The following is a 25,457-nucleotide window of genomic DNA, read 5'->3' as shown; positions in this document are numbered from 1 at the left end:
CTCCGTTATAGTAAAAATTGATTACTGCAATGACAGGTATTGCCATGATTAATTTCTCGCAACTGGATCTCAATCTCCTCCTCACGCTGCAGGTGCTCCTCGACGAGCTGAATGTGACCCGGGCAGCGAGGCGCTTGAACCTCTCCCAGCCCTCCGTCAGCGTCCAACTGGCCCGGCTGCGGGATGTTTTTAACGATCCGCTGCTTCTGCCGGGGCCGCGCGGGATGAGGCCAACGGCCCGAGCCGACGCCCTGCGGGAACCGCTGCGTCAGGCGCTGGCGGCTCTGGAGTCGGTGGTCGCCCCGGCGGCATCATTCGAACCAGAGAAAACGGAGAATACCTGGCGCGTGGCGGCCACGGACTACATGGCGACGGCAATCCTGCTGCCCGCGCTGGAAGCGCTCCGTCAGGCAGCGCCGCTCTCGCGCCTCGCCGTGTATGAGCTTAATCCGCAGCGGATTTTGCGGCAGGCTGAGCAAGGCGATATCGATCTGATTTTTCATACCCGGGAGGGGGCGCCCGCGTCACTGCATCAGCGGGTGATCTTCACCGAGCGCTATGTTCTGGCAGGCCGTCGCGACCATCCGGCGCTCCGAACGGGCGTCACGGCAAAGCAGTTTTCACAGATGGAACACGCGATAGTCTCCCCGGATGGCGGCGGCTTCTGGGCTGCTACTGACGTGGCGCTGGCCCGCAGCGGGCTGGCGCGAAAAGTCGTGCTGTCGGTGCCGCATTTCCTGTTCCTGGTCGAAGCGCTGTTGAAGACCGATCTGGTGGCGGTGGTGCCGGAAAGGCTCACGCGTAATGTGGCGGGATTAACTGTCTCAGCGCCGCCTGTCGACGTGGAAGGCTTTGATATGCTGATGCTTTGGCATGAACGGTTGCATCGCGATGCGGGCCACGTCTGGCTGCGTCAGATGCTGATGACACCGCTCGGCTGAGCCATAGTCACCTCGTGATATCAGCGCTATGCTTATCCCGAACGCATAACAATAACAGAGGCAATGTCATGGATAAGGATTTACTGGACGCGGGGTACCGGGCCTATACCGGGGAAAAGATCGATGTCTACTTCAATACGGGGATATGCCAGCACTCAGGAAACTGCGTGCGCGGCAGCAGCAAGCTGTTTAATCTGAAGCGTAAGCCGTGGATCATCCCCGATGAAGTGGATGTCGAGACGGTCAAGCGAGTGATTGATACCTGCCCGAGCGGTGCCCTGAAGTACCGCCAGAAATAAGCGAGGAACCATGGATATTCTGGAAGGCCATAACAAGTTTTACGTCAACGATGCACAAGGGAATCAGGTTGCTGAAATTGTGTTTGTTCCGACCGGGGAGCATCTGAGCATTATCGAGCACACGGACGTCGATGCCAGCCTGAAAGGGCAGGGCGTAGGAAAACAGCTGGTGGCGAAAGTGGTCGAGAAAATGCGCGCGGAGAACCGCAAAGTTATCCCGCTGTGCCCGTTCGCCAAACACGAGTTTGATAAAACGCGCGAATACGACGATATCCGCGCCTGACTTCAGCACCGGCTCCCGCCGGTGTTTTTTTATCTGAACTGTCCGTAAATCAGAATGACGGATATGACCACCATTACCCCACCTGAAATCATGCCCACCACCCGCGCCGCCTGCGGGCGTGTGGCTAATAGCGCCCGTGAACCGTAGCCCACCAGCAGGTAGATCAGCGTGCAGGTGAGCAGGTGCATCATCGCCAGCGCGGACATCTGCACAGGCACCGACCAGCTGCCTTTGGGGTCGGTAAATTGCGGAAGCAGCGCCAGAAACAGCAGGAACACTTTCGGGTTCAGTCCGCTGATACAAAGCCCTTTTAGCGCCCACTGGTTCCAGCTTCCGTCCTGCTGCTCAGCGGCGCTGACCGTGGCCGGATGGCGCAAAATCGTCACGCCCAGCCACAGCAAATAGACGGCACCCAGGACGGTCAGCAGTGACAGCGCCAGAGGATGCCCGGCGATCAACACCCCGACACCCGCCACCACAATAACCGTCGCCAGCAAATGCCCGGACATCAGCCCCATCACAGCCGGGACCACGCGGCGCCCGTTGATCCCCGCGCTGATGGCATAAGCCCAGTCGGCACCTGGCGTCATTATCAGCAGAAAAGAGACCAGCCAGAACCCGACGACGATACTCATTTCCATTCTTTGATCACCCTTCAAAAATGACATTAGCGGAAAGAAAGAATATCGACATCCAGGCGAAATGAGCTTCCAATGTTATGCTGAAAACAGGGCTAAAATGAGAAACTCTTCTAAATGGATAGCATCGATCGAAAAATACTTGCTGAGCTACAGGTGGATGGCCGTCTGTCGCTTACGGAACTGGCCGAACGGGTAAACTTAAGCCTCTCGCCCTGTCATCGACGCGTGCGCGCCCTGGAGCAGAGCGGGGCGATTACGGGCTATCGCGCAAATCTCGATCCCGCGAAAATGGGCTTCAATTTTGTGGCGATTGTTTTTGCGACGTTAAAAGAGGGCGACAAGCGGGCCGTCAGCGCCTTTGAGGCGGCGGTGGAAGAGATCCCGCAGATCGTGCTGGCGCAGCGTCTGTTCGGCGATCCTGACTATTTAATGCATGTGGTCACGCGCGATCTCCCCGCGTTCCAGAAACTGTACGATGAGAAATTATCGGCAATGCCTGGCGTGCAGCATTTGCGCTCGACGCTGGTGATGAAAACCGTCGTGCAGGATCGGCCATTCCCTCTCGACACCTTAAAACAAGGATAACCCGATGATAGAGACACCACGACTGCTGCTCCGGCAGTGGAGGCCAGAAGATCTCGCCCCTTTTGCGGCACTCAATGGCGACAGCGACGTCATGCGATTTTTCCCGGCGACCTTGACGCGGGAAGAGAGCGACAATCTTGCCGCGCGATTTCAGGAAGGCATCGCCGAACGCGGCTGGGGATTCTGGGCCGTTGAGTTAACCGCGACGGGGGAGTTTGTCGGTAGTCTGGGGCTGCACCCTCAGCCTGACCGTTTTGCCTTTTCACCCTGCACGGAGATTGGCTGGCGTCTGGCAAAACCGTTCTGGCATCAGGGGCTGGCGTACGAGGCGGCCACGGCGGCGCTGGAGTATGGCTTTAAAACGTTGGGGCTGAGCGAAGTAGTTTCATTTACCTCGGTGCTGAATGCGCCGTCAGAGAACCTGATGAAACGCCTGGGGATGATAAAAGAGGGCGAGTTTTTGCATCCTGCGCTCGCCCCCGATCATCGTCTGGCGGAGCATGTGCTTTATCTTAAAGCGCGGCAAGTGTAGCCCGGAAAGCGAAGCGCTCACCGGGCCTGCATGAGGGCTAACCGACAAACATGACCGACACGCACAGCACGCCGACGATCAGCGTCAGCAGATTGCCGAAAGAGCGATAAGGTTTCAGCGTCGGGATGAGATAGGTGGAGAGCGTCGGCATGATGAAAAGAATCATGGCGATCAAAGGCCCGCTGATGGCGTAAATCATCGAAATCGCGTTCGGGTTGATGAAACAGACCACGAAGGTAATAAACGACACCACCATGATCGATACCGCGCGATTAAAGGCGCGGCTCTTCTTAATGCCCACCTGATGCAGCGACGATTTAACGATCTCCGTCGCCCCTTCAATGACCCCAAAATAGGTGCCGAGGAAAGATTTCGACATCGCCACAATCGCCACCACAATGCCCGATATACCCAGCCATGCCGGGGAAGATGGCATCATCGAGAGGGCCGAGAGAATTGTTACGCCCTCTTCTTTGGCCGCCACGATGTACGACGGCGGAATCGACAGCAGGCAGCTGAAGACAAAGAACAGCACGCTCAGGCAAATAATCAGGTACGCGACCTTCATGATTTTTTTGCATTTACCCATGGCCGCATCACCGTACTTTTCACGTCTGTCGACGGCGAAAGTGGAGATGATTGGCGTATGGCTAAAAGCGAAAACCATCACTGGAATAGAAATCCATACCTGGTGCAGCGTGTGCTGATCGAACGCCATCTGGCTGGTCAACAGCGACGGCTGCCAGCTGCCGGTGAGATACAGGGACACAAACAGGAAGTAGGCGATCAGCGGGAAGACCAGAAAACCCATCACCTTGAGGGTGATATGACGGCCCGTTAAGAAGATCAGATTCAGCACCATCACCACGCCAAGACTCACCAGCACGCGCACGGTGGTGTCGACGGTCAGATGCTTCGCCAGCTGTTCTGTTATCGAGTTGGTGATCGCCACGGCGTAAATCAGCACCACCACGAAGAAGGCGACAAAATAGAGCATGGTGATCAGGTTGCCGATCTTTTTGCCGTAGTAGTGCGCCACCGCGCTGGTGATCCCTTCACTGCCTTTGGCGTTCGACGACAGGATAAACTGGGCCAGCGCTTTGTGCGGCCAGTAGGTTAAAGGATAAGCCACGAGGGCCGTAATGAGCAGGACAATCGCGCCTGCGGAGCCGAGCTGAATGGGCAAGAACAGGGTTCCTGCGCCCACGGCAGTGCCGTAGAGGGCGAAACTCCAGAGAGTCTCTTCTTTTGACCAAATTTTCGACATTAGAGCAACGTATCAACTATAAAACGAACAAAAAGGAGGGTAATTTACCATAATTATGCGTTGAAGGCGCAGTTGACGTCGCGGGTATGGCCGGAAGAGGGTTCCGGCCTTAGAGGGATCAGTTCGCCAGGGCACGTCGTTGCTGGCGGCGCTTGATGACTTTTTCGCGCAGCGTGTCGTACGCCCAGTTATAGAACATGGTGTACGGCAGGAAGAACAGGAAGAAACCGATCTCCAGGGTAAATGCCTGCAGCAGCGTCACGCCGAGCACCGCCGAGACGATCGACACCCCGATTACGATAAAGCCGCACTCAAAGCCCAGAGCATGGAACGCACGCACTTTTGCCGTGCGGGTTACGCGGTGAACGGGCCACAAACGGTCAAATCCATAGTTATAGATAATATTCCAGACCATCGCTGTGGTCGCTAGGATGATGGTGAGTCCACCCATTTCCATCATCGAACGCTGCATTAACCAGGCGGCGGTAGGCGCCAGAATTGCCGTGGCAATCCCTTCGAAGCACACCGCGTGGAAGATACGCTCCGGCAGTTTTCGTTTTTGTACATTGTGTTGCATAACCTGACCTCATGAATTCGCCGGAATGGGCGTTGATGTGGCCTATTTTTATCGTAATTTGTGATATATAAAAGATACTATCCATCGATAAAATAGATACCTTATGCGCTACTCTCCCGAAGCCCTTACCGCTTTTGTCGAAACCGTGGCTACCGGTTCGTTCTCCGCTGCGGCGCGACGCCTGCGTAAAAGCCAGTCCACTGTCAGCACCGCGATTGCCAATCTGGAGGCAGATCTGGGGTTTGCCCTGTTTGACCGTTCCGCCCGTCAACCGGTGTTAACCGAACAGGGCGAGCAGGTGCTGGGTTACGTGCAGTCGATTCTGGCCGCCAGTGCGCGTCTGGACGAACTGGCCGTCTCCCTGACTGCCCAGACGGAAGCGCGGCTGACCTTTGTGCTCTCGGACACGCTCAACCCGGACGTGCTGGAGGATCTGATGATCCAGTTCGACAAGCGCTTTCCGCACACGGAATTTGAGTGTTTGATTGGCGAGGAAGAGGACGTCATCGATCTGCTGCAAAAAGAGCGTGCGCAGGTAGGTCTTACGGAAGCGCGTGATATTTACCCCACCGGGATCGGCGTGATCCGCCTGCCGATGCAAACCCAGATGGCGATCTATGTTGCCACCACCCACCCGCTAGCGGCGCAGGGGAGAGTGGAGGTGGATGAGCTGCACGGCTGGCGCGAACTGCAGCTGAGCACATATCTGGAACGGGAAACCACCCAGGTGCGCGGCCCCATCTGGTCTGCGCCTAACTATCTGCTGCTCCTCAGCATGGCGGTGCAGGGCTTCGGCTGGTGCGCGCTGCCCTGTGCGCTGGTGGAAGAGTTCGCCGCGGCGAAAAGCCTGGTACAAATCAACGTTCCCGGCTGGCCGCGCACCATCGCCATCGATCTTCTGTGGAACAAACGAAGCCCGCCAGGCGTCGCCGGAAGCTGGCTGCGCCAGTATCTGCAGGACGCGCGCTAATCCTGTGACAAAACTCACTTTTTTTAAACAATTACGTTAATTGTTGATAACAATGCATCTACTATCAGCGGTGTCATTTTGCGCAGAGGTAGAGATGAAAGAGGTCGTGATCGTGGGGGCGTTGCGTACGGCAATCGGCTGTTTCCAGGGCGCGCTGGCTCGCCATTCTGCAGTGGAGCTGGGGAGCGTGGTCGTCAGGGCGCTGGTCGAACGCAGTGGAATTCCCGCCCATGAAATAGATGAAGTGATCCTGGGCCAGGTGCTGACGGCGGGCGCCGGGCAGAACCCTGCGCGTCAGGCGGCACTGAAAGGCGGGCTGCCGAATACCGTGTCGGCGATCACCATCAACGACGTCTGCGGTTCGGGTCTGAAAGCGCTGCATCTGGCGACGCAGGCGATCCAGTGCGGCGAGGCCGATGTGATCATCGCCGGCGGCCAGGAGAACATGAGCCGCGCGCCGCACGTCCTGACGGACAGCCGCACCGGCGCACAGCTCGGCAACAGCCAGCTGCTCGATAGCCTGGTGCATGACGGCCTGTGGGATGCGTTCAACGATTACCATATGGGCGTGACCGCAGAAAACCTGGCGCGGGAATACGGCATCAGCCGAGAGCTTCAGGATGCCTACGCGCTCAGTTCACAGCAAAAAGCGCGTGCCGCCATCGACTCAGGGCGTTTTCGCGATGAAATCGTGCCGGTGGACACTCTGCGCCACAACGGCGAGCTGCTGATTATCGATACGGATGAACAGCCGCGCACGGATGCCAGCGCGGAAGGGCTGGCTAAACTCAATCCTGCCTTTGAAACGCTCGGCTCGGTGACGGCGGGCAACGCCTCGTCGATCAACGACGGCGCAGCGGCGGTGATGATGATGAGCGAAAGCAAAGCCGAAGAGCTGAATCTGCCGGTGCTGGCGCGCATCAAAGCGTTCGCCAGCGTGGGCGTCGATCCTGCCCTGATGGGCATCGCTCCCGTATATGCCACGCGCCGCTGTCTTGAGCGCGCGGGCTGGCAGCTCAGCGACGTGGATCTGATTGAAGTGAATGAAGCGTTTGCCGCACAGGCGATATCGGTGGGGAAAATGCTGGAGTGGGATCCGAGCCGGGTGAACGTCAACGGTGGGGCGATTGCACTTGGGCACCCGATTGGCGCCTCCGGCTGCCGTATTTTAGTTTCGCTGGTGCATGAGATGACCAAGCGCAATGCGCGCAAAGGGCTGGCGACCTTGTGCATTGGTGGCGGACAGGGCGTGGCGCTCGCCATCGAAAGATAATCGCACTGAAATAGTTCTCTCTTAAGAAGCCTCCTTATTGGAGGCTTTTTTGTGTGCGCCTGAAATCTATTTTTACGCTTATGAGATGATTCTAAAGCCTCCGGTTAAATCCAGAAACTTCATATTCTGATCAAATATCCTCTTTTTGTGATCTTAAACCTGAAATTCCCTTTTAATACCCGATGTTTGTTGATGGGTGTCACGTCGATCTTTGCCAAAAAAATTGAAACAAATAATTACGATCTCGATCACTAAAATATCGTTATTTAAAAAATAAAATGCAATTTCATAAAAACGAAACATAATTTTATTTGAGGGTTTTGTCATGTTTAAAAAATCTCTGGTCCTTGCTTCTCTCGTTGGTGCGTCTTTCGCAGCTCAGGCTGTTACCGTTGATTTACGTCACGAATACATCGACAGCGGCTCGAACGCCGACCGTGTTTCCGTGTCACACCGCTTCGCCAATGGCTTAGGTTTTTCCGTTGAAGCAAAATGGAAATCAGGCGGCGACAAAGCCGATCAGCCTTTTGCGGATGTCGTCGGTAACGGCCACGAAGACCAGATTAGCTGGCGCTGGAAAGCCACCGACAATATTGCGCTGACACCGGCATTTACCATCGAAAGTAATGACAGCCGTACCATCTATAAACCGAATCTGCATTTGCAATACAGTTTCGACAGTGGCTTCTATGTGGCTGCACGTTATCGTTACGAATATACGCGCTATCCTTCAAGCTCAAATAAAGACGACGATAAAGTTAACCGTGGCGATGCGTGGGTAGGCTGGGTAATGGGTGATTTCCGTACCGAGCTGAACTATGTCTACGCGAAGAGTTCAGAAGGGATGATTCGTAATAATAATAAAGATTATTCCAACGAATATAACGCCAAGCTGGCATACAAATGGGATAAAAACTGGGCGCCGTATGTGGAAGTGGGCAACGTGGGCGTGAAAGAGACCGACGAACGTCAGACGCGTTTCCGTTTAGGTGTGGCATATTCCTTCTAAAAAATAATAAACAGTACCTCCGGGAAAAAGCCGGCTCGCAAGAGCCGGTTTTTTTATGCCTGGCGGCAGGGGGTATTCGCCTGGTCGAGTTGGAATCACGAGCAAACAGATGTTCTTCAAACCAAAAAAAAGCCCTCCAGGAGGAGGGCAAGGCCAGTTACAGAAACACTAACTTAAATCATGCATGCAACATTTCAGGTTGCTCGGGGAGTTTCGCGATATAGAGAGCGGGTTTGCCGTCTTTATCGGAACTGAACAGCACCGCTTTATCATCCGGAGTAAAGGATGGATGCGGATGGGTCACCTGCCGGCTGTTTGCCACGGTGGCCCAGGAGGTATCGTGACGGGCGATGCGGAAGTGCGCTTTTTTCGCCACGTCAAAGGCGTACAGATAAGGATCGTTATCGATGGTGTAACCGCTGGTGTCTTTCACATCCACCGGCGTACCAGAACCGTCGCCGACCAGCAGCGTGCCGTCAAAGTTGCTCATCAAATGAGAACAGGCTGGCATCTGCATGACCGCGTCGTTGACGCCGGTGTCCGGGTTAAAGCTGTAAATGGTGCGACCCTGCTGACCTTTCAGATACGAGACATACACCAGCGCAGAGCCGTTTGGCACCCAGAATTCGTGCGTGCAGCTTTCGCCTTCGGCGTGCTCTTTCACTTTGCGCACATTGCTGCCGTCTTCGTTCACCATCCACATCCGCGCATCCACCAGGTCGTGCGGGCCTTCGTGGCAGAAGGCGACGGTATTGTCGTCGAACGGGCGATAGATAGGGTGGCCGAGCCAGTTTTTCTCTTCGTGAATGGTCGCGCTTTCACCGGTTTTCAGATCCACGCGCAGCAGGCGGCAGTGTGGCCCTTTGTGGAAGAAGTCGTGGAAAATTTTCCAGTCGTTCAGTGGCGTCCAGTCGCTTTTGGCGATCTCGATCCCGACCAGTTTGGTGCAATCGCTGTTGGCGACCCAGGTGCCGTAGCCGACCCACTCGTCGGAGACGCGATACACTTCGCGCTCGACCAGCGTGTCCAGATTCACTTCCAGCAGAGTGCGGTCGTTTTTGACGTAATAAAGGGACTTATCGTCCGGCGAGAGAAAACCGCCAAACGTATTGTCACCCGCGCCTTCCGTCAGCTGCACCGCTTCGGCTTTTTTCAGATCCAGCAGATAGTAGTTCCAGTGGCCGTCGAACTCTCCGGCGAACAGCAGATGGCTGCCATCATTAAAGAAGCACTTCTGATAAAAGTAGTTTCGATGACAGGTTACTTCCGGTGGGGTCAGGCGGGTGATTTCCACGCCTGTATCCGGATCGCGGCTGACGTCATAGTTCAGCTTGACCCGCATACCTTTAGCCATGATGCGCTCCTTTAATATGACCGCAGGATACTTTCTGCCAGTCAGATCTGAATGTGAGATAAGTTAAAAACTGAGTGTTAAATTATCAAAACATCGTTTCAATGTGTGTGACTGATGGCGCACTTTGTAAGAATAATTGTTTGTCGTGAGGGCTATCTTTGATTTTGAACGTGGAATGTTTTCTCTGCGGTCAAATCTTAAAGGTTTTATAATTGATTGTTTACTATGATAAATATTCTGCACTTGTTTTCCGTGTGCTGCCTCTGCATCCCTGTCAACGCTTAACAATCGTGATCCAAACTACACTTCTGTTATTAAGATGCAGAAAAAGTGAAACATCGTTTTAAATGTAATTGAAAACCCATTTCGCAGCGGATACTATGTGCTCATAGAGAAAACGGAACGTTGTTTCGTTAATCATCCTTGCCCTCGGGCACGATCAATTCTGGAGGTAAATGTGGACGTCAGACAAAGCATCCACAGCGCGCACGCTAAAACACTGGATACTCAGGGTCTGCGCGATGAGTTTTTAGTTGAGAAGGTGTTTGTGGCCGACGAATACACCATGGTGTACAGCCACATCGACCGCATCATCGTCGGCGGGATCATGCCAACCACTAAAACCGTTTCCGTGGGTGGCGAAGTGGGTAAACAGCTGGGCGTCAGCTACTTCCTGGAGCGTCGCGAGCTGGGTGTGATTAACATCGGCGGGCCGGGCACTATCACGGTAGACGGCACCTGCTATGAAATCGGTCACCGCGATGCCCTGTATGTCGGCAAAGGCGCGCAGGAAGTGGTGTTCGCAAGCATCGATAACAGCAAACCGGCGAAGTTCTACTACAACTGCGCACCGGCGCATACGGCATACCCACCCAAAAAAGTCACTCCAGCGGATGTTGCGCCAGTCACCCTCGGTGACAACCTCACCAGCAACCGCCGCACCATCAACAAATACTTCGTTCCTGATGTGCTGGAAACCTGCCAGCTCAGCATGGGCCTGACCGAACTGGATCCAGGCAACCTGTGGAACACCATGCCGTGCCATACCCATGAGCGCCGCATGGAAGTGTATTTCTATTTCAACATGGACGAAGACGCCTGCGTGTTCCACATGATGGGGCAGCCACAAGAGACGCGCCATATCGTGATGCAAAACGAGCAGGCCGTGATTTCGCCGAGCTGGTCCATTCACTCCGGTGTTGGCACCAAAGCCTATACCTTCATCTGGGGTATGGTTGGTGAAAATCAGGTCTTCGATGACATGGACCACGTCGCTGTTAAGGATCTGCGCTAGTCGCGGGCAGTGAAGCATAAACCTGCCTGTTCGTGACAGGCTCTGAAAGATTAAGGAACAAATATGATTCTGGATGCATTTTCTCTGCAGGGTAAAGTAGCGGTCGTAACCGGGTGTGACACCGGTCTGGGCCAGGGTATGGCGCTGGGTCTGGCGGAAGCGGGCTGTGATATCGTGGGGATCAACATTGTTGAACCGACTGAAACCATCGAGCGCGTGACTGCGCTGGGTCGTCGCTTCCTGAGCCTGACTGCGGACCTGCGCAAAATCGACGTGATCCCTGAACTGCTGGATCGCGCCGTGGCTGAATTTGGTCATATCGATGTGCTGGTCAACAACGCCGGTCTGATTCGTCGTGAAGACGCGATCAACTTCAGCGAGCGCGACTGGGATGACGTGATGAACCTGAACATTAAGAGCGTGTTCTTCATGTCTCAGGCGGCGGCGAAACACTTTATCGCCCAGGGTAACGGCGGCAAAATCATCAATATCGCCTCCATGCTCTCTTTCCAGGGTGGCATCCGTGTGCCGTCTTACACCGCGTCAAAAAGCGCCGTGATGGGCGTGACCCGTCTGCTGGCAAACGAGTGGGCGAAGCACAACATCAACGTCAACGCGATTGCACCAGGCTATATGGCGACCAACAACACCCAGCAGCTGCGTGCGGATGAACAGCGTAGCGCGGAAATTCTCGACCGCATCCCGGCGGGCCGTTGGGGTCTGCCAAGCGATCTGATGGGGCCGATTGTCTTCCTGGCCTCCCCGGCATCTGACTACATCAACGGCTACACCGTTGCGGTGGACGGTGGCTGGCTGGCGCGTTAATTCTCGCCTTATAAAGAAAACCTCTGCCTGGTGCGGAGGTTTTTTTTGCCAAAAAATCAGCTTGTCCATATTCGCAAAGTCATAAAATCCATAGTGAAAATCCATGATGGATGCATATCACAACTTTATTGCTTATAAATTAATGCATTAACAATAAATGGTGATTAATTACCCAGAGTTGAAATTGTAATGTCCATCACAGATCGCTACTGCCCAGCCAAATAATCCATAACTTCGCGTCTAACAGCCTGACACTTTTGCTGGCTTTCTCGTAATTTCAGTTAACGTCTTAACGCTGTTCAGGCAGGAAATTATGACATCTATCAATGACTCTACCTTTATGCCCCGCGCCCTGCGCGATACCCGCAGAATGAATCTGTTCGTGTCCGTTTCAGCGGCAGTGGCCGGTTTACTGTTTGGGCTGGATATCGGCGTGATCGCCGGTGCGCTGCCGTTTATCACCGACCACTTTACGCTTAGCAGCCGTCTGCAGGAGTGGGTGGTGAGCAGCATGATGCTCGGCGCGGCGCTGGGTGCCCTGTTCAACGGCTGGCTCTCTTTCCGGCTGGGGCGTAAATACAGCCTGATGGTGGGGGCAGTGCTGTTTGTCGCCGGTTCGCTCGGTTCCGCGTTTGCCACAGGCGTTGAAGCGTTACTGCTTTCCCGGGTGCTGCTGGGTGTAGCGGTGGGGATTGCATCCTACACGGCCCCGCTCTACCTCTCTGAAATGGCGAGTGAAAACGTGCGCGGAAAAATGATCAGCATGTACCAGCTGATGGTGACGTTGGGTATCGTGCTGGCATTTCTTTCGGATACCTATTTCAGCTATAGCGGCAACTGGCGCGCAATGCTGGGCGTGCTGGCGTTGCCCGCCGTACTGCTGATGGTGCTGGTGATTTTCTTGCCAAACAGCCCGCGCTGGCTGGCACAAAAAGGGCGCCACGTGGAGGCGGAAGAAGTGCTGCGGATGCTGCGCGATACCTCGGAAAAAGCGCGCGAAGAGCTGAATGAAATCCGCGAAAGCCTGAAGCTGAAGCAGGGCGGCTGGTCGCTGTTTAAGGCCAACCGCAACGTGCGCCGCGCGGTGTTTCTTGGGATGCTGCTGCAGGCGATGCAACAGTTTACCGGGATGAACATCATCATGTATTACGCGCCGCGCATTTTCAAAATGGCCGGTTTTACCACCACCGAACAGCAGATGATCGCCACGCTGGTAGTGGGCCTGACCTTTATGTTCGCCACCTTTATCGCCGTATTTACCGTCGATAAAGCGGGGCGCAAACCGGCGCTGAAAATTGGTTTCAGCGTGATGGCGCTTGGAACGCTGATCCTCGGCTACTGTCTGATGCAGTTCGATAACGGCACGGCTTCCAGCAGTCTCTCCTGGCTCTCCGTCGGCATGACCATGATGTGCATCGCGGGCTATGCGATGAGCGCTGCGCCGGTGGTGTGGATCCTGTGCTCGGAAATTCAGCCGCTGAAGTGCCGCGACTTTGGTATCACCTGTTCCACTACCACCAACTGGGTGTCGAACATGATTATCGGCGCGACCTTCCTGACGCTGCTCGACTCCATCGGTGCAGCGGGAACCTTCTGGCTCTATACGGTGCTGAATGTGGCGTTTATCGGCATCACGTTCTGGCTGATTCCTGAAACCAAAAACGTCACGCTGGAACATATCGAACGCAAGCTGATGGCCGGGGAGAAGTTACGCAATATCGGCGTCTGATTTTTGCTGCCCGGCGGCGCTACGCCTGCCGGGCTTTTTTTACACTCGCGCTAAATACAACGCCGGCATCCCTTCCTCATCCGACGTATACAACACCCACTGATTATCCGGCGAAAACGACGGGTGCGGATGCGTCACCTGGCGGTCCCCATCAAGCACTTTCCAGCTGGTGTTATGCTGGCAAACGGCGTGTTGCGTTCCGGTAGCAATATTAAATACCCAGATAAAAGGATCGTTCAGGCTGATATCGCCCGTGTTGTGCGGCGCGCCGTCGCCCACAATCAGCGAGCCGTCGTGGTTACTCATCAGATGCGAACAGGGCGGGATTGCCATCAGCTGACGATTTTCCAGCGTCAGCGGATCGGCGCTGCAAAGATAGCGCTGAGGATCGTTCTCCTTGTGCGCGACGTAATAGAGCGCGGAACCATCCGGCACCCAGAATTCATGGGTAAAACTTTCCCCCGGCGCATGCTGGCGCACCTTGCGAAGCTGGCTGCCATCGGGTTTGATGAGCCACATGCGGGCGTCGATGGCATCGCGCGGTCCTTCATGGCAAAACGCCACTGTGCTGTCGTCAAACGGACGATAGATCGGATGCCCGAGCCAGCGTTTTTCCTGCAAAATCACCTGCTGTTCGCCGGTGCGTAGATCAATATTGATCAGGCGGCATTCGGGCTGGGTAAAGTAAAACGCGCGGAACTTGCTCCAGTCGGTCAACGGCTGCCAGTCACGCTTTTTGATTTCGACCCCGACCAGTTTTGTGCAGTCTGAATTCGCGACCCAGGTGCCGTACGCCACCCACTCGTCGTCGACCGCATACACAATCTGCTCTTCGAAACTGTCTAGATAGACGCGCCGCAGTTCGCGGTTGTTTTTCACATACCACAGCGCGTTATCATCATGAGATAAGAACCCGCCGAAGGTGTTATCACCCGCACCGTCGGTGAGCTGGGTGGCCTGCTCTCTGGCGATATCGAGCAAGTAGTAGTTCCAGTGGCCCTCAAACGCGCCGCCAAAAATCAGCTTGCTGCCGTCCTGAGTAAAACACTTTTGATAGAAGTAGTTGCGATGACAAATGATGTGCGGGGGCGTCATCCGTATCACCTCGTGCCCTGTTACACTGTCCTGGCGCGTGCGAAAATTCAGCGGGATGATTTTGCCTTTCATAGCGTGTTCTCCGGATAAAAAAATACCCTGCCACCGGAGGTAGCAGGGCAGGGAAGGTCACAGGTATTAGCGCATCGCGCGTTTCAGGATACGTTCAGCCTGACGCTGGAAGTCGGTTGCCGTCTCTTCCACGGATTTCTGACCGTAGTCGAGATACTGAAGGGAGGTGCCGAACTGCGCCACGATCTGCGGGTCGTCAAAGTATGGCGAGACAGAGAGTTTAGCTGGCAGAGACTGCGCCAGGCGCAGGCCCGCGACGGCCGGATCGTTCTCTTTGATGGTGCCGTCTTCTGTCAGGTATTTCACCGCCACTTTACTCAGCGGCACGCCGCGCTCCAGACCCAGCGTATCCACCCCTTCTTTGCTGTTCAGCAGGAAGTTAATGACTTTTGCGGCGGCTTCCGGGTTTTTGCTCGATTTACCGATGGAGAGCATCTGCGCCGGTTTGAAGAACAGGCCCGCATCCGTTGCGCCTGGCAGCATTGGGTAGCTGCCCAGCTCCAGTTTCGCCGGTGGCTTCAGGTTGTCGGAATACTTGTTAATGGTGGAGTTCCACATGTAGGTACCGCCCCATTCACCCTGAATCCACGGCTTCATTTCATACATGTTGCTCTTGCCGAATGACGCGTAGTATTTGGTGTCTGGCATCACGTGGCTATCCACCAGATCTTTGTAAGTCTGGAAGAATTCCACCCACTGCTCTTTGCTGTAGGAGAATTTTTTCGCTTTTTCGTCAACGGCTGGAATGTTGTATTTCTGAATCATATAGGAGTTCAGCAGCGCCAGCGTGTCCTGATGTTCCAGAACTACCGGGTAATACTGTTTACCCAGTTTGCTCTCAAAGGCTTTACCCGCGGCTTTCAGCTCGTCCCAGGTTTTCGGGTATTCGACGCCCGCTTTTTTCCAGGTCTCATCGTTAAAATAGAACACGCGCGCGGTCACGGAGATCGGGATACCGTTCAGCTTGCCGTCGACAGTGGTGGACTGCAGCTCTTTGGCATCGAACTGACTTAAGTCGATCACGTCTTTCATTTTGTTGAGATCGTAGAAGCCGTCGCCGGTTTTCGAGAAGATCGGCAGCCAGTTCCAGTTAGTCTGCATGACGTCCGGCTCGGTGCCGCCTGCAATCTGGGTGGTCAGACGCGACAGGTGGCCGTCCCAGCCGGTGTACTCGGCTTTGACGTTAATGTCCGGGTGCTGTTTGTGGAACTCTTCTAACGCTTTCAGGGTAACCTGATGGCGGCCATTACCCCCCCACCAGGACATACGTAAATCAACATCTTGCGCCATCGATGGCAAAGCAGTAAGGCCCAGGGTAGCGGAGATTGCTGCGCTTAAAAGCACTTTTTTCATTTTTATAACTCCAGTTAGATTGAGATGTTCAGTTCAGTTTTTGCATCAAAAATGTGGCACTTATTCATATCAAACTTGAAATACACCTTACGATGAAGTCCTTTATCAATCATGGGTTTAGCTTCATCGGAAGGAATTCGGGCAGTCAGTTCGTAATCAGAGACTTTCAGGTAGACGAAGAACTCGTGACCCATGTTCTCTACGCGTACCAGCTCGCCGCTGCAGCTACCTTCTGCGAACGGCTCGTCAGAGACAGAGACGAATTCCGGGCGGATGCCGTAGAAGGTGTCTTGCGCCTGATGGCCGACCACTTTGTCGTGCAGGGTTTCGCTTAATGGCATCGTTTCATTGCCGATGCTCAGCGCCAGACGGCCCTGCTGATCGACCAGTCGAGTGGCGCGAATATTCATCTCAGGCGCGCCGATAAACCCGGCCACGAACATGTTTTTCGGTTTGTGGTAGAGGTTGTCCGGGGTATCCACCTGCATGATGTGACCGAGTTTCATCACGCAGATGCGGTCGCCCATGGTCATCGCTTCCGTCTGATCGTGGGTGACGTAAACGGTGGTCGCCGGTTTACCGGATTTCTTCAGCTGTTTGTGCAGGTCAGAAATACGGATACGCATTGAGGCGCGCAGCTTGGCGTCGAGGTTGGAGAGCGGTTCATCGAACAGGAACACGTCAGGTTTTTTGACGATGGCGCGGCCCACGGCCACACGCTGCGCCTGACCGCCGGAGAGCTGGCGCGGTAAACGGTCCAGCAGCTCTTCCAGTTCGAGGATTTTCGCGGCTTCGTTGACCTGTGCTTCAATCTGATCTTTCGGCATTTTGCTGAGCTTCAGACCGAAGGCCAGATTTTCACGCACGGTCATGTGCGGATAGAGCGCGTAGTTCTGGAACACCATCGCAATTCCGCGCTCTTTTGGCGCGAGGTTGTTGACGATCTTCTCGCCGATGCGGACTTCGCCACCGCTGATGGTCTCAAGACCCGCCAGCATACGCAGAGTGGTCGATTTGGCGCAGCCGGATGGCCCGACGATCACCATAAATTCCCCTTCAGCGATTTTCAGGTCGATAGCATGTACCGCTTTGAAGCCGTTGGAGTAAACCTTTTCCAGTTTGTTGAAAATAACTTCAGCCATGATATTTCCCTCTTAACCTTTAATTCCGCTGCTGGTTACGCCCTGTACGAAGTAGCGCTGTGCCAGGAAGAAGACAATGATGGATGGCAGAATGGAGATGCTCGCCATTGCCAGAATTTCGTTCCACGGCGCACCTTCGGTGACGTCGATGGACATTTTCAGAGCCAGTGCAATCGGGTATTTATCCACGCTGTAGACATAAATCAGCGGCCCGATGAAGTCGTTCATTGACCACATGAACTGGAACAATGCGACGGAGATAATGGCCGGTTTCAGAATCGGCACCACCACATACCACAGCACCTGCAGGGAGTTGCAGCCGTCGATCTGTGCGGCCTCTTCCATGTCACGCGGAACACCGCGCAGGAACTGAATCAGCATGAAGACGAAGAACCCTTGGGTGGCGAACGCCAGCGGCAGGTACAGCGGCATATAGCTGTTCAGCATGCCCATTTCGCGGAACATCAGGTACTGCGGGATCAGCAGTACGGTGCTCGGCAGGAGCATGGTGGTGATGAGCGTGGCGAACCAGAATTTCTTCCATGGGATCTCGAAGCGGGCAAAGCCGTACGCCACGATGGTGGAGGAGATAATGGTCAGAATCACTTTCGGAATCACATACTTAAAGGTGTTCAGCATGTAATGGCCAAAGTTGTACTCGGTACCGGTTTTCCAGCCGTTGATAAAGCCGTCCCAGGTGGCGTGTGCGGGCCACAGGCTCAGGGTGGTGAAGATCTCGTGGTTCGGTTTGAACGACGCCGAGAACATCCACACCAGCGGATAGAGCATCAGCAGGCCAACAAACAGCAGGATCACGTAGCGGATACTGGCGTTGATTTTCTCTTTGCGCAGCGTGCGGGCCACTTCGCGTTCCGCGATGCTTCTCGCCGTGGAGAGTTCCTGAATATCAGCCATTTTTGCCTCCCTTATCGGCAGAGTAGAACACCCAGTATTTCGAAGATTTAAAGGCGATAGCGGCAAAGACCGCGACGACCAGGAACAGGATCCAGGCCAGCGCTGCGCCGTAACCCATATCAAAGTACTTGAAGGCGGTGTCGTAGATGTAAAGCGAGAACAGATAGGTCGAATAGGTTGGTCCACCGCCCGTTATCACATACGGACCGGTAAATTCCTGGAACGCCTGGGTGGTCTGCATAATGAAGTTGAAGAAGATCACTGGCGTAATCAGCGGCACGGTCACTTTCATGAACATCTGCCATTTGGAAGCGCCGTCGATCATCGCCGCTTCATACTGAGACTGCGGAACGTTTTGCAGAGCGGCCAGGAAGATGACCATCGCGGAACCAAACTGCCAGACGCGCAGTAAGGTGACGGACATCAGCGCCAGAGACGGTTCACCGAGCCAGTTCACCGGGTCCAGACCAAATACGCCGATAAAGCTGTTCAGCAGGCCATCAATCGCAAACAGCGCGCGCCACAGAACGGCAATAGCGACGGAGCTGCCGAGGATTGATGGAATATAATAGGCTGTTCGGAAGAATCCAATGCCGCGTAATTTAAAGTTCAGGACAAACGCAATTCCCAGCGCAAAGGCCAGCTTCAGTGGGATGGTCAAAAATACATAGGCAAAGGTGACGCCCATGGATTTCCAGAAGAGGGTATCTTCTGTAAACATGTAGCGGTAGTTTTCAATGCCGTTAAATACCGGCGGGCTCATCAGATCGTAATCAGTGAAACTGAGAAAGAAAGATGAAACAAAGGGAAACGCGGTAAAGATTATCAACCCGATTATGTAGGGTGATATCCACGCTAGCCCCAGCATTTTGTTTTCATTCATACATACCTACCTGGCAATCAATGGTTTAAAACGGAATCTGCTGGTGGTGCTGCTGCCCGCATCGGTTTTACGAGACGGGGAAGCGAGTGTTCGGTGTGCGTCGCACGAGGTCTACTCCATTTACCTGCTGATAAATAAGATGTTTTATCATTCCATTTGGACACGCCTTGTCTGGGTTTCAAAAACAAACGAACCGTTGTTCTTGATTTGTAAAACATCGTTTTAATTTATTTTATTGCGATTTGTTTCTGCGTCATTCTATTAATGATGGAAATGTGATCGCTGTCGAAACGCTGTTTCAATAAGGTGAGGTGGCTGGCAATTTTGACTTTTAGACAGAAGAAAAGCCGAAGGAGGAGATCGGTGACGGGTGAAACATGTGTCTTTGTAACATTCAATAACTCATTGCGACTAACTACTAAATTTCGTAGCGCATTCCTCATTTTTTGCAAACGCACATTCAGATGATTCTTAGTTTCGGGTATCATCCATTTCACCTAACTGTGATTGGCAGGATTTCACTGCAACTCAACCAGAAGAATTAGAATGTCTGCTATGGATATCAAAAAAAGCACGGAGCTGCATTTTGCCAGTTATCCACCCCCGGTCGTTGCCCAGAAAGAAATTGACCTCCTGGGGCTCTTCGAAATCTTATTTGCTGCCAGAAAGCGGATTATTGTTGTGGTTTTCGCTTTTGCTGTAGTGGGGCTTATCGCCGCCTTCCTGATGCCACAAAAGTGGACCAGTAAAGCGGTAGTGACTCCCGCGGAGCAAACCCAGTGGAGTGACGTGCAGAAAATGCTGATCGCGCTGCAGGTGCTGGATGTCGATGTCAGCGTTAAGCGTTCGGACGTCTTTAACCTGTTTATCAAAAAGTTTCAGTCTCAGTCGCTGCTGGAAGAGTATCTGAAGACCTCCCCCTTCGTGATGGCGCAGTTAAAAGATGCTGAGATCGATCCGCAGGACTTGCATCGCGCGGCGGTGAATATTGCCGAACGTATGACCGCGACCGATAACGCAGCAGCCAAAAATTCCGATAAAGCGCCCTACGCGTCATGGACGTTGAGTTTTAGCGCACCGACGGCGCAAGACGCGCAGATCGTGCTGAAAGGGTACATCGATTACATCTCTGCCATCGTTGAGAAAGAGACGATGCTCAACGTGCGTAACGCGCTGGAACTGAAAACGCAGATGGAAAAAGAGCGGCTGGAGCTGGACCGTGTCCGTCTGACGACGATCCATAACACCAATCTTCAGCGCCTTAACTACTCTCTTGAAGTGGCGAACGCCGCCGGAATCAAAAAGCCGGTCTACAGCAATGGTCAGGCGGTAAAAGATGATCCTGATTACTCCATCGCGCTGGGCGCGGACGGCATTGCGCAGAAACTGCGAATTGAGAAATCGTTGAAAGATGTGGCCGAGCTGAACGCCGATTTCCAGAACCGCGAATACCATCTGGCTCAGCTGGAGAAGCTCTCCATCAATGATGTGAATTTTGAACCGTTCAAGTATCAGCTTTCGCCGTCGATGCCGGTGAAAAAAGACGGACCGGGCAAGGCACTGATCATTATCCTGGCCGCTCTGATCGGCGGAATCGTGGCTTGTGGCAGCGTGCTGATTCGTGAGGCAATGCATGCACGTTCACCGCTACCAGAGCATGAACTGGCGACGAACTAAATCGCATTGATGACGAGAAGGGCGGGGTAACAACCGCCCTTTTTTATTTATTTGAGGAAATCTTCGCGCACGGGGGTGAAGGTATCCAGGAGCGTGCCAGGTTTCAGGCACACGCAGCCGTGCATCACGTGCGGCTCTTTATAGAGAGTATCGCCCGCCGTCACCACGTGCTTCTCTTCACCAATGGTGAACTCGAATTCGCCGGACAGCACATAGGTTAACTGTTCGTGCGGATGGTTGTGCATTGGCCCAATCGCCCCCTGCTCAAAATTGACTTCCACCGCCATCATCTTGCCGTCGTGCGCCAGAATGCGACGCGTCACGCCATTGCCCAGATCCTCAAGCTGTGTCTCTTTGTGGAAAATAAACATCGTGGTGTCCTGTTAATTAGTGAAACATTGTTTTAATTAATTTATATCAGCGCGAGTGAAAAGGAAACGGCAAGCCAAATAACTGGAAACAGGATCACAAGTTTGCTTCACTGGAGAAATCTGAACAGGAGAACATATGAAAACGATCGGTCTGCTGGGAGGAATGAGCTGGGAGTCCACCATTCCTTATTATCGCCTGATTAATGAAGGCATCAAACAACGTCTCGGCGGCCTGCATTCGGCGAGTCTGCTGCTGCACAGCGTCGATTTCCATGAGATTGAGGCCTGCCAGGCCAGCGGCGAGTGGGATAAAGCAGGCGAAATCCTCGCACAAGCGGCCCTCGGGCTGGAGCGTGCGGGCGCGGAAGGCATTCTGCTCTGTACCAATACCATGCACAAAGTGGCGTCACATATTGAGGAAAGCTGCTCGCTGCCGTTCCTGCATATTGCCGATGCCACCGGGCGGGCCATAACCGCCAGCGGGATGACGCGCGTGGCGCTCTTGGGGACACGTTACACCATGGAGCAGGATTTCTATCGTGGGCGACTGGAGTCACAGTTCGGCATTGAAAGTTTGATCCCCACCGAGGCCGACAGGGCGCGCATCAACCAGATCATCTTTGAAGAGTTGTGCCTCGGTACCTTCAGCGACGCCTCGCGCCACTATTATCTCGGCGTGATCGATAAACTCGCGGAGCAGGGCGCCGAAGGGGTGATCTTTGGCTGCACCGAGATTGGCCTGCTGGTTCCGGCTGACGAGAGCGTGCTCCCGGTCTTTGACACCACGGCAATTCATGCCGCCGATGCCGTCGAGTTTATGCTGTCGTAAGAGGCTAGTTTTGCAGGTCCGGTAACTGCTGCGCCACCCGGTGGGAGTGCTCTACCAGATGCGCCGTAAACGCATCGACCAGCGCAGACGCCGGGCGATGCAGCGGACGAATCAGGCTCACGGTAAAGGGAACGGAAATGCTAAAGCGGCGGATCACAATCCCGCTTGCGGCATAGTCCAGCGCCGTGAGCGGATTCACCACCGCAATTCCCACGCCCGCCCGCACCATCGCGCAAATGGACGCCGCGCTGTGGGTCTCCACCACCATCCGTCGTTTCACCTGATGTTCCTGGAACAGCGTATCCAGCAGCTGTCGGTAGCTGTCGGTCTGTGACAGGCTGATATAGTTTTCGCCGTGGAAATCCGCCGGCGTCAGCACGCTTTTGCTGGCAAGGCGGTGGCCCTCAGGCAGCACGCAGACTTCATCCAGAGACAGCAGTTCAGTGCGCTCCGTTCCCGCAGGTGTGACCAGGGTTTCGGTCAGGCCTAAATCGTGGCGCTGCGCCGAGAGCCACTCTTCAAGCAGCGGCGACTCCTGCGGCACAATAGTGAGGTTCACGTCGGGATAGCGGGCGAGAAACGGCTGAATCAGCGGCGGCAGGAACGACTGGGAAAAGACCGGCAGGCAGACAATTGACAGCTCGCCCTGGCGGAATTCCCGCAGACTCTCCGCTGCACTGACGATGCGGTCCAGGCCGTACCACGAGCGCTGAACTTCTTCGAACAAGCGCAAACCCTGCACCGTCGGATGCAGCCTGCCGCGCGTACGCTCAAACAGCGTCAGCCCTAGCACTTTTTCAAACCGCGCCAGCTCGCGGCTCACCGTGGGCTGCGAGGTGTGCAGCATCTGCGCGGCTTCGGTCAGATTACCAGTGGTCATCACCGCGTGAAAAATTTCGATATGGCGTAGGTTAACGGCGGGCATAGGGCACCTGTTTTGATCGGGAATCCATATCATTTTTGCATAGACTCGCTATAAAACGATATTTTTTATTATCTTCGCGCTGTGGCGTAATGTTAAAAAATGACGTTACGCGGAGAACACCATGCCACGCCCCCTGAATAGTACCGATACCGATCTGAATGCCGAGAACCTGCTGCGCTTACCCGCTGAGTTTGGCTGCCCGGTCTGGGTTTATGACGCGCAGATCGTTCGCGAAAAGATTGCGGCGCTGCATCAGTTTGACGTGGTGCGTTTCGCGCAAAAAGCCTGTTCGAACATCCATATTCTGCGTCTGATGCGCGAGCAGGGCGTGAAAGTGGATTCCGTTTCGCTGGGTGAAATCGAACGTGCGCTGGCGGCAGGGTACGATCCGAAGCACGACAGCGAGGCGATTGTCTTCACCGCTGACGTGATTGACAGCGCGACGCTCGCCCGCGTGCATGAGCTGCAGATCCCGGTCAACGCCGGTTCGGTGGATATGCTGGAACAGCTGGGGCAAGTTTCGCCGGGCCACCGCGTGTGGCTGCGAGTCAATCCGGGTTTTGGTCACGGGCACAGCCAGAAAACCAACACTGGCGGTGAAAACAGCAAGCACGGCATCTGGTATACCGACCTCCCTGCGGCACTGGAAGTGCTGCAGCGCTACAACCTGACGCTGGTGGGCATTCACATGCACATCGGTTCCGGCGTTGATTACGGTCATCTTGAGCAGGTGTGCGGCGCGATGGTGCGCCAGGTGATCGAATTCGGTCAGGATCTGGAGGCGATTTCCGCCGGTGGCGGCCTGTCGATCCCATATCGCGAAGGGGAAGAGGCGATCGATACAGATCACTACTACGGCCTCTGGAGCGCGGCGCGCGACAAAATTGCCGCCCATCTGGGCCATGCGGTCAAACTGGAAATCGAGCCGGGACGTTTCCTGGTGGCAGAGTCCGGCGTGCTGGTTACTCAGGTCCGCAGCGTGAAGGCGATGGGGAGCCGACACTTCGTGCTGGTGGATGCAGGCTTTAACGATCTGATGCGCCCGGCGATGTACGGCAGCTATCACCACATTACTGCGCTGGCAGCGGATGGTCGTGACTTAACGCAGGCGCCGCGGGTTGATACCGTGGTCGCCGGTCCGCTGTGCGAATCGGGCGATGTCTTTACCCAGCAGGAAGGGGGCAAAGTGGAAACCCGTGCGCTGCCTGTCGTTGCGCCGGGAGATTACCTGGTGCTGCACGATACGGGGGCGTATGGCGCGTCGATGTCGTCCAACTACAACAGCCGTCCGTTGCTGCCAGAAGTGCTGTTCGATAACGGCGTGGCGCGGCTGATTCGCCGTCGCCAGACCATTGAAGAGCTGCTCGCGCTCGAACTATTTTGAGGTGTAAAACGGCCCTGTCGTAACCGAATCGCGCAACATGAGCGTACCGGTAAACGGCGGGATCGTCTCGATCGGCTGGTGGTTAGCCAGCCGAACCGCCTGATCGATAGCCGTGACGATCATATTATCGATTGGCAGATAGACGGTGGAGAGGGCGGGTTCCAGCCATTTGGCGCTCGGCGCATCGTCAAAACCAAACAGCGAAATGTCCTGCGGAATATGCAGCCCGGCCTGATGCAGCGCTTTAGACGATCCGAGTGCCATATCATCGTTACAGGCAAACAGGGCGGTAAACGGGACTTTCTCGTTGAGCAGCTCGTTGCACAGCTCGTATCCCCGCGTCATGCCCGCATCCCCATACTTCACCCGACGATCGTCCCAGGCAATGCCGTGTTTTTCCAGCGCCTGACGATAACCCATCAGACGTGCTTTACCCGTTGGCGTATGAATCGGCACCGTAATGCAGGCGATCTCCCGATGGCCCTGGCTAATCAGATAATCGACCGCTTTAAACGCCGCTTCCTGCTGCTCGAAAAAGACGCATCGATCGCGCGCCAGACTGACGTCGCGGTTAATCACCACCAGCGGCATTTTCACGCTGTTGATAAGCTTCATGATCGCTTTTTCGCTCATATAGCGCGTGTACAGCACAATGGCGTCGCACTGGCGGTCTGCCAGCATTTGCACCGCCTGCTCTTCACGCTCAGGCGCGTCATGGCCGTCGGTGACGATCAGCTGCTTGCCGTGCGTTTCCGTCTGGCGCGATGCCTGCTGCAGCAGACGACCAAAGTAAAAACCGTCAAAGGTTGAGACCACCAGACCAATGCTGTTACTGGTCTGGTTCGCCAGCGACTGCGCGAGGAAATTTGGGCGATAGCCCAGCTCTTCCATCGCGTTAAATACCTGCTGACGCGTACTCTCTTTGACCTGACCTGTGCCATTCAGCACGCGCGATACCGTGGCTTTCGACACACCCGCGCGTAGTGAGACATCCAGCATTGTTGCCATTAGACATTCCTGCATTCACGTAATCGTCCGCAGTTTATCACAGACCCTCAGGCGCATAAGCGAGACGGCGAGGGGAAATCCCTATCGCGATCACGGTTCAGCATAAAACGGGGTAACTGGCATACCAAAGTGGTGAAAAATCATGATTTGGAATACCTCTGGCCGCATTGAGAGTTGAATCACAGAACCCTAAGCGACCTGAAGCTATTTTTGGTATGCCAATA

At 54.6% G+C, this 25,457-nt stretch carries 26 protein-coding genes; 14 read left to right on the top strand and 12 right to left on the bottom strand.

The genetic code is table 11. The features are described from left to right. Nucleotides 1-44 precede the first annotated feature (44 nt). From F153LOC_RS07570 to F153LOC_RS07560, 3 genes are all read left to right on the top strand, one after another. Nucleotides 45-941 carry a LysR family transcriptional regulator gene (locus F153LOC_RS07570; protein ID WP_102104691.1) on the top strand — a complete coding sequence of 299 codons (897 nt, stop codon included), beginning with the start codon at nucleotides 45-47 and terminating at the stop codon, nucleotides 939-941. A 68-nt stretch (nucleotides 942-1,009) separates the two neighbouring features. Continuing rightward, nucleotides 1,010-1,240: a 4Fe-4S mono-cluster protein YjdI gene (gene yjdI, locus F153LOC_RS07565; RefSeq protein WP_100779047.1), complete on the top strand. Its 231-nt coding sequence runs from the start codon at nucleotides 1,010-1,012 to the stop codon at nucleotides 1,238-1,240. A gap of 10 nt (nucleotides 1,241-1,250) precedes the next feature. Then, nucleotides 1,251-1,523 carry a GNAT family N-acetyltransferase gene (locus F153LOC_RS07560; RefSeq protein ID WP_100779048.1) on the top strand — a complete coding sequence of 91 codons (273 nt, stop codon included), beginning with the start codon at nucleotides 1,251-1,253 and terminating at the stop codon, nucleotides 1,521-1,523. A 29-nt stretch (nucleotides 1,524-1,552) separates the two neighbouring features. Here F153LOC_RS07560 and F153LOC_RS07555 read toward each other — a convergent pair whose 3' ends face one another. Next, nucleotides 1,553-2,164 carry a LysE family translocator gene (locus F153LOC_RS07555; RefSeq protein ID WP_100779049.1) on the bottom strand — a complete coding sequence of 204 codons (612 nt, stop codon included), beginning with the start codon at nucleotides 2,162-2,164 and terminating at the stop codon, nucleotides 1,553-1,555. A gap of 114 nt (nucleotides 2,165-2,278) precedes the next feature. Between F153LOC_RS07555 and F153LOC_RS07550 the strand changes: the two genes are divergently transcribed. Both F153LOC_RS07550 and F153LOC_RS07545 read left to right on the top strand, forming a co-directional pair. After that, entirely contained in the window at nucleotides 2,279-2,749 is a 471-nt protein-coding gene (locus tag F153LOC_RS07550; RefSeq protein WP_100779050.1) for an Lrp/AsnC family transcriptional regulator, read from the top strand. 4 nt (nucleotides 2,750-2,753) lie between these two features. After that, on the top strand, nucleotides 2,754-3,281 hold the full coding sequence (locus F153LOC_RS07545) for a GNAT family N-acetyltransferase (protein WP_102104690.1): 528 nt from the start codon (nucleotides 2,754-2,756) through the stop codon (nucleotides 3,279-3,281). Nucleotides 3,282-3,318: 37 nt separating this feature from the next. Here the strand turns inward: F153LOC_RS07545 and F153LOC_RS07540 are convergent, their stop codons facing one another. Next, the gene (locus tag F153LOC_RS07540; RefSeq protein WP_102104689.1) at nucleotides 3,319-4,548 is read right to left on the bottom strand and encodes an amino acid permease; all 1,230 of its coding nucleotides are present in this window, start codon (nucleotides 4,546-4,548) and stop codon (nucleotides 3,319-3,321) included. A gap of 118 nt (nucleotides 4,549-4,666) precedes the next feature. Beyond that, complete coding sequence (locus F153LOC_RS07535; RefSeq protein WP_102104688.1) at nucleotides 4,667-5,125, bottom strand: multidrug/biocide efflux PACE transporter; 459 nt, start codon at nucleotides 5,123-5,125, stop codon at nucleotides 4,667-4,669. Between the two features lie 103 nt (nucleotides 5,126-5,228). On the opposite strand from F153LOC_RS07535, the gene F153LOC_RS07530 reads away from it, so the two are divergent. From F153LOC_RS07530 to F153LOC_RS07520, 3 genes are all read left to right on the top strand, one after another. Further along, complete coding sequence (locus tag F153LOC_RS07530; protein WP_100779054.1) at nucleotides 5,229-6,095, top strand: LysR family transcriptional regulator; 867 nt, start codon at nucleotides 5,229-5,231, stop codon at nucleotides 6,093-6,095. A gap of 94 nt (nucleotides 6,096-6,189) precedes the next feature. Continuing rightward, nucleotides 6,190-7,368 (top strand): acetyl-CoA C-acetyltransferase, encoded by a 1,179-nt coding sequence (locus F153LOC_RS07525; protein WP_100779055.1) that lies wholly within the window; start codon nucleotides 6,190-6,192, stop codon nucleotides 7,366-7,368. A 325-nt stretch (nucleotides 7,369-7,693) separates the two neighbouring features. Then, complete coding sequence (locus F153LOC_RS07520; RefSeq protein ID WP_100779056.1) at nucleotides 7,694-8,377, top strand: oligogalacturonate-specific porin KdgM family protein; 684 nt, start codon at nucleotides 7,694-7,696, stop codon at nucleotides 8,375-8,377. A gap of 178 nt (nucleotides 8,378-8,555) precedes the next feature. Here F153LOC_RS07520 and F153LOC_RS07515 read toward each other — a convergent pair whose 3' ends face one another. Next, nucleotides 8,556-9,731 carry an oligogalacturonate lyase family protein gene (locus F153LOC_RS07515; RefSeq protein ID WP_100779057.1) on the bottom strand — a complete coding sequence of 392 codons (1,176 nt, stop codon included), beginning with the start codon at nucleotides 9,729-9,731 and terminating at the stop codon, nucleotides 8,556-8,558. A 457-nt stretch (nucleotides 9,732-10,188) separates the two neighbouring features. Here F153LOC_RS07515 and kduI point away from each other — a divergent pair, with 457 nt between their 5' ends. The 3 genes from kduI (at nucleotide 10,189) to F153LOC_RS07500 (ending at nucleotide 13,579) form a co-directional block, all read left to right on the top strand. Further along, nucleotides 10,189-11,025, top strand: coding sequence for a 5-dehydro-4-deoxy-D-glucuronate isomerase (kduI, locus tag F153LOC_RS07510; RefSeq protein WP_102104687.1), 837 nt, complete (start codon nucleotides 10,189-10,191; stop codon nucleotides 11,023-11,025). 63 nt (nucleotides 11,026-11,088) lie between these two features. Then, a complete protein-coding gene (gene kduD / locus F153LOC_RS07505) occupies nucleotides 11,089-11,850 on the top strand; it encodes a 2-dehydro-3-deoxy-D-gluconate 5-dehydrogenase KduD (RefSeq protein WP_100779059.1) in 762 nt (253 codons plus the stop codon). 310 nt (nucleotides 11,851-12,160) lie between these two features. Further along, nucleotides 12,161-13,579 carry a sugar porter family MFS transporter gene (locus tag F153LOC_RS07500; RefSeq protein ID WP_255409579.1) on the top strand — a complete coding sequence of 473 codons (1,419 nt, stop codon included), beginning with the start codon at nucleotides 12,161-12,163 and terminating at the stop codon, nucleotides 13,577-13,579. 39 nt (nucleotides 13,580-13,618) lie between these two features. On the opposite strand, the gene F153LOC_RS07495 is transcribed toward F153LOC_RS07500, so the two are convergent. The 5 genes from F153LOC_RS07495 to F153LOC_RS07475 form a co-directional block, all read right to left on the bottom strand. Beyond that, nucleotides 13,619-14,746, bottom strand: coding sequence for an oligogalacturonate lyase family protein (locus F153LOC_RS07495; RefSeq protein ID WP_102104686.1), 1,128 nt, complete (start codon nucleotides 14,744-14,746; stop codon nucleotides 13,619-13,621). 66 nt (nucleotides 14,747-14,812) lie between these two features. Beyond that, nucleotides 14,813-16,099: an ABC transporter substrate-binding protein gene (locus F153LOC_RS07490; RefSeq protein ID WP_102104685.1), complete on the bottom strand. Its 1,287-nt coding sequence runs from the start codon at nucleotides 16,097-16,099 to the stop codon at nucleotides 14,813-14,815. Between the two features lie 14 nt (nucleotides 16,100-16,113). Then, complete coding sequence (locus F153LOC_RS07485; protein WP_102104684.1) at nucleotides 16,114-17,241, bottom strand: ABC transporter ATP-binding protein; 1,128 nt, start codon at nucleotides 17,239-17,241, stop codon at nucleotides 16,114-16,116. Between the two features lie 12 nt (nucleotides 17,242-17,253). Next, entirely contained in the window at nucleotides 17,254-18,156 is a 903-nt protein-coding gene (locus tag F153LOC_RS07480) for a carbohydrate ABC transporter permease (RefSeq protein ID WP_100779064.1), read from the bottom strand. After that, nucleotides 18,149-19,039 (bottom strand): carbohydrate ABC transporter permease, encoded by an 891-nt coding sequence (locus tag F153LOC_RS07475; RefSeq protein WP_100779065.1) that lies wholly within the window; start codon nucleotides 19,037-19,039, stop codon nucleotides 18,149-18,151. Before F153LOC_RS07475 ends, F153LOC_RS07480 begins: the two co-directional genes overlap by 8 nt. Before the next feature lie 546 nt (nucleotides 19,040-19,585). Between F153LOC_RS07475 and wzz(fepE) the strand changes: the two genes are divergently transcribed. After that, a complete protein-coding gene (gene wzz(fepE), locus F153LOC_RS07465) occupies nucleotides 19,586-20,716 on the top strand; it encodes an LPS O-antigen length regulator Wzz(fepE) (protein WP_102104683.1) in 1,131 nt (376 codons plus the stop codon). Nucleotides 20,717-20,763: 47 nt separating this feature from the next. On the opposite strand, the gene F153LOC_RS07460 is transcribed toward wzz(fepE), so the two are convergent. Then, nucleotides 20,764-21,087 (bottom strand): cupin domain-containing protein, encoded by a 324-nt coding sequence (locus tag F153LOC_RS07460; RefSeq protein WP_102104682.1) that lies wholly within the window; start codon nucleotides 21,085-21,087, stop codon nucleotides 20,764-20,766. A 136-nt stretch (nucleotides 21,088-21,223) separates the two neighbouring features. Between F153LOC_RS07460 and F153LOC_RS07455 the strand changes: the two genes are divergently transcribed. After that, nucleotides 21,224-21,916 (top strand): aspartate/glutamate racemase, encoded by a 693-nt coding sequence (locus tag F153LOC_RS07455; protein WP_102104681.1) that lies wholly within the window; start codon nucleotides 21,224-21,226, stop codon nucleotides 21,914-21,916. 4 nt (nucleotides 21,917-21,920) lie between these two features. Here the strand turns inward: F153LOC_RS07455 and F153LOC_RS07450 are convergent, their stop codons facing one another. Next, complete coding sequence (locus F153LOC_RS07450) at nucleotides 21,921-22,841, bottom strand: LysR family transcriptional regulator (protein ID WP_102104680.1); 921 nt, start codon at nucleotides 22,839-22,841, stop codon at nucleotides 21,921-21,923. Between the two features lie 121 nt (nucleotides 22,842-22,962). Between F153LOC_RS07450 and lysA the strand changes: the two genes are divergently transcribed. After that, the gene (gene lysA, locus F153LOC_RS07445) at nucleotides 22,963-24,225 is read left to right on the top strand and encodes a diaminopimelate decarboxylase (protein WP_102104679.1); all 1,263 of its coding nucleotides are present in this window, start codon (nucleotides 22,963-22,965) and stop codon (nucleotides 24,223-24,225) included. On the opposite strand, the gene F153LOC_RS07440 is transcribed toward lysA, so the two are convergent. Beyond that, nucleotides 24,217-25,233, bottom strand: coding sequence for a LacI family DNA-binding transcriptional regulator (locus F153LOC_RS07440; RefSeq protein WP_100779072.1), 1,017 nt, complete (start codon nucleotides 25,231-25,233; stop codon nucleotides 24,217-24,219). The genes lysA and F153LOC_RS07440 overlap by 9 nt on opposite strands. Nucleotides 25,234-25,457: the final 224 nt, after the last annotated feature.

Source organism: Lelliottia sp. F153, from assembly GCF_002870005.1.
Classification (GTDB): Bacteria; Pseudomonadota; Gammaproteobacteria; order Enterobacterales; family Enterobacteriaceae; genus Enterobacter; species Enterobacter nimipressuralis.
This window is presented reverse-complemented; position numbering and strand designations above follow the sequence as displayed.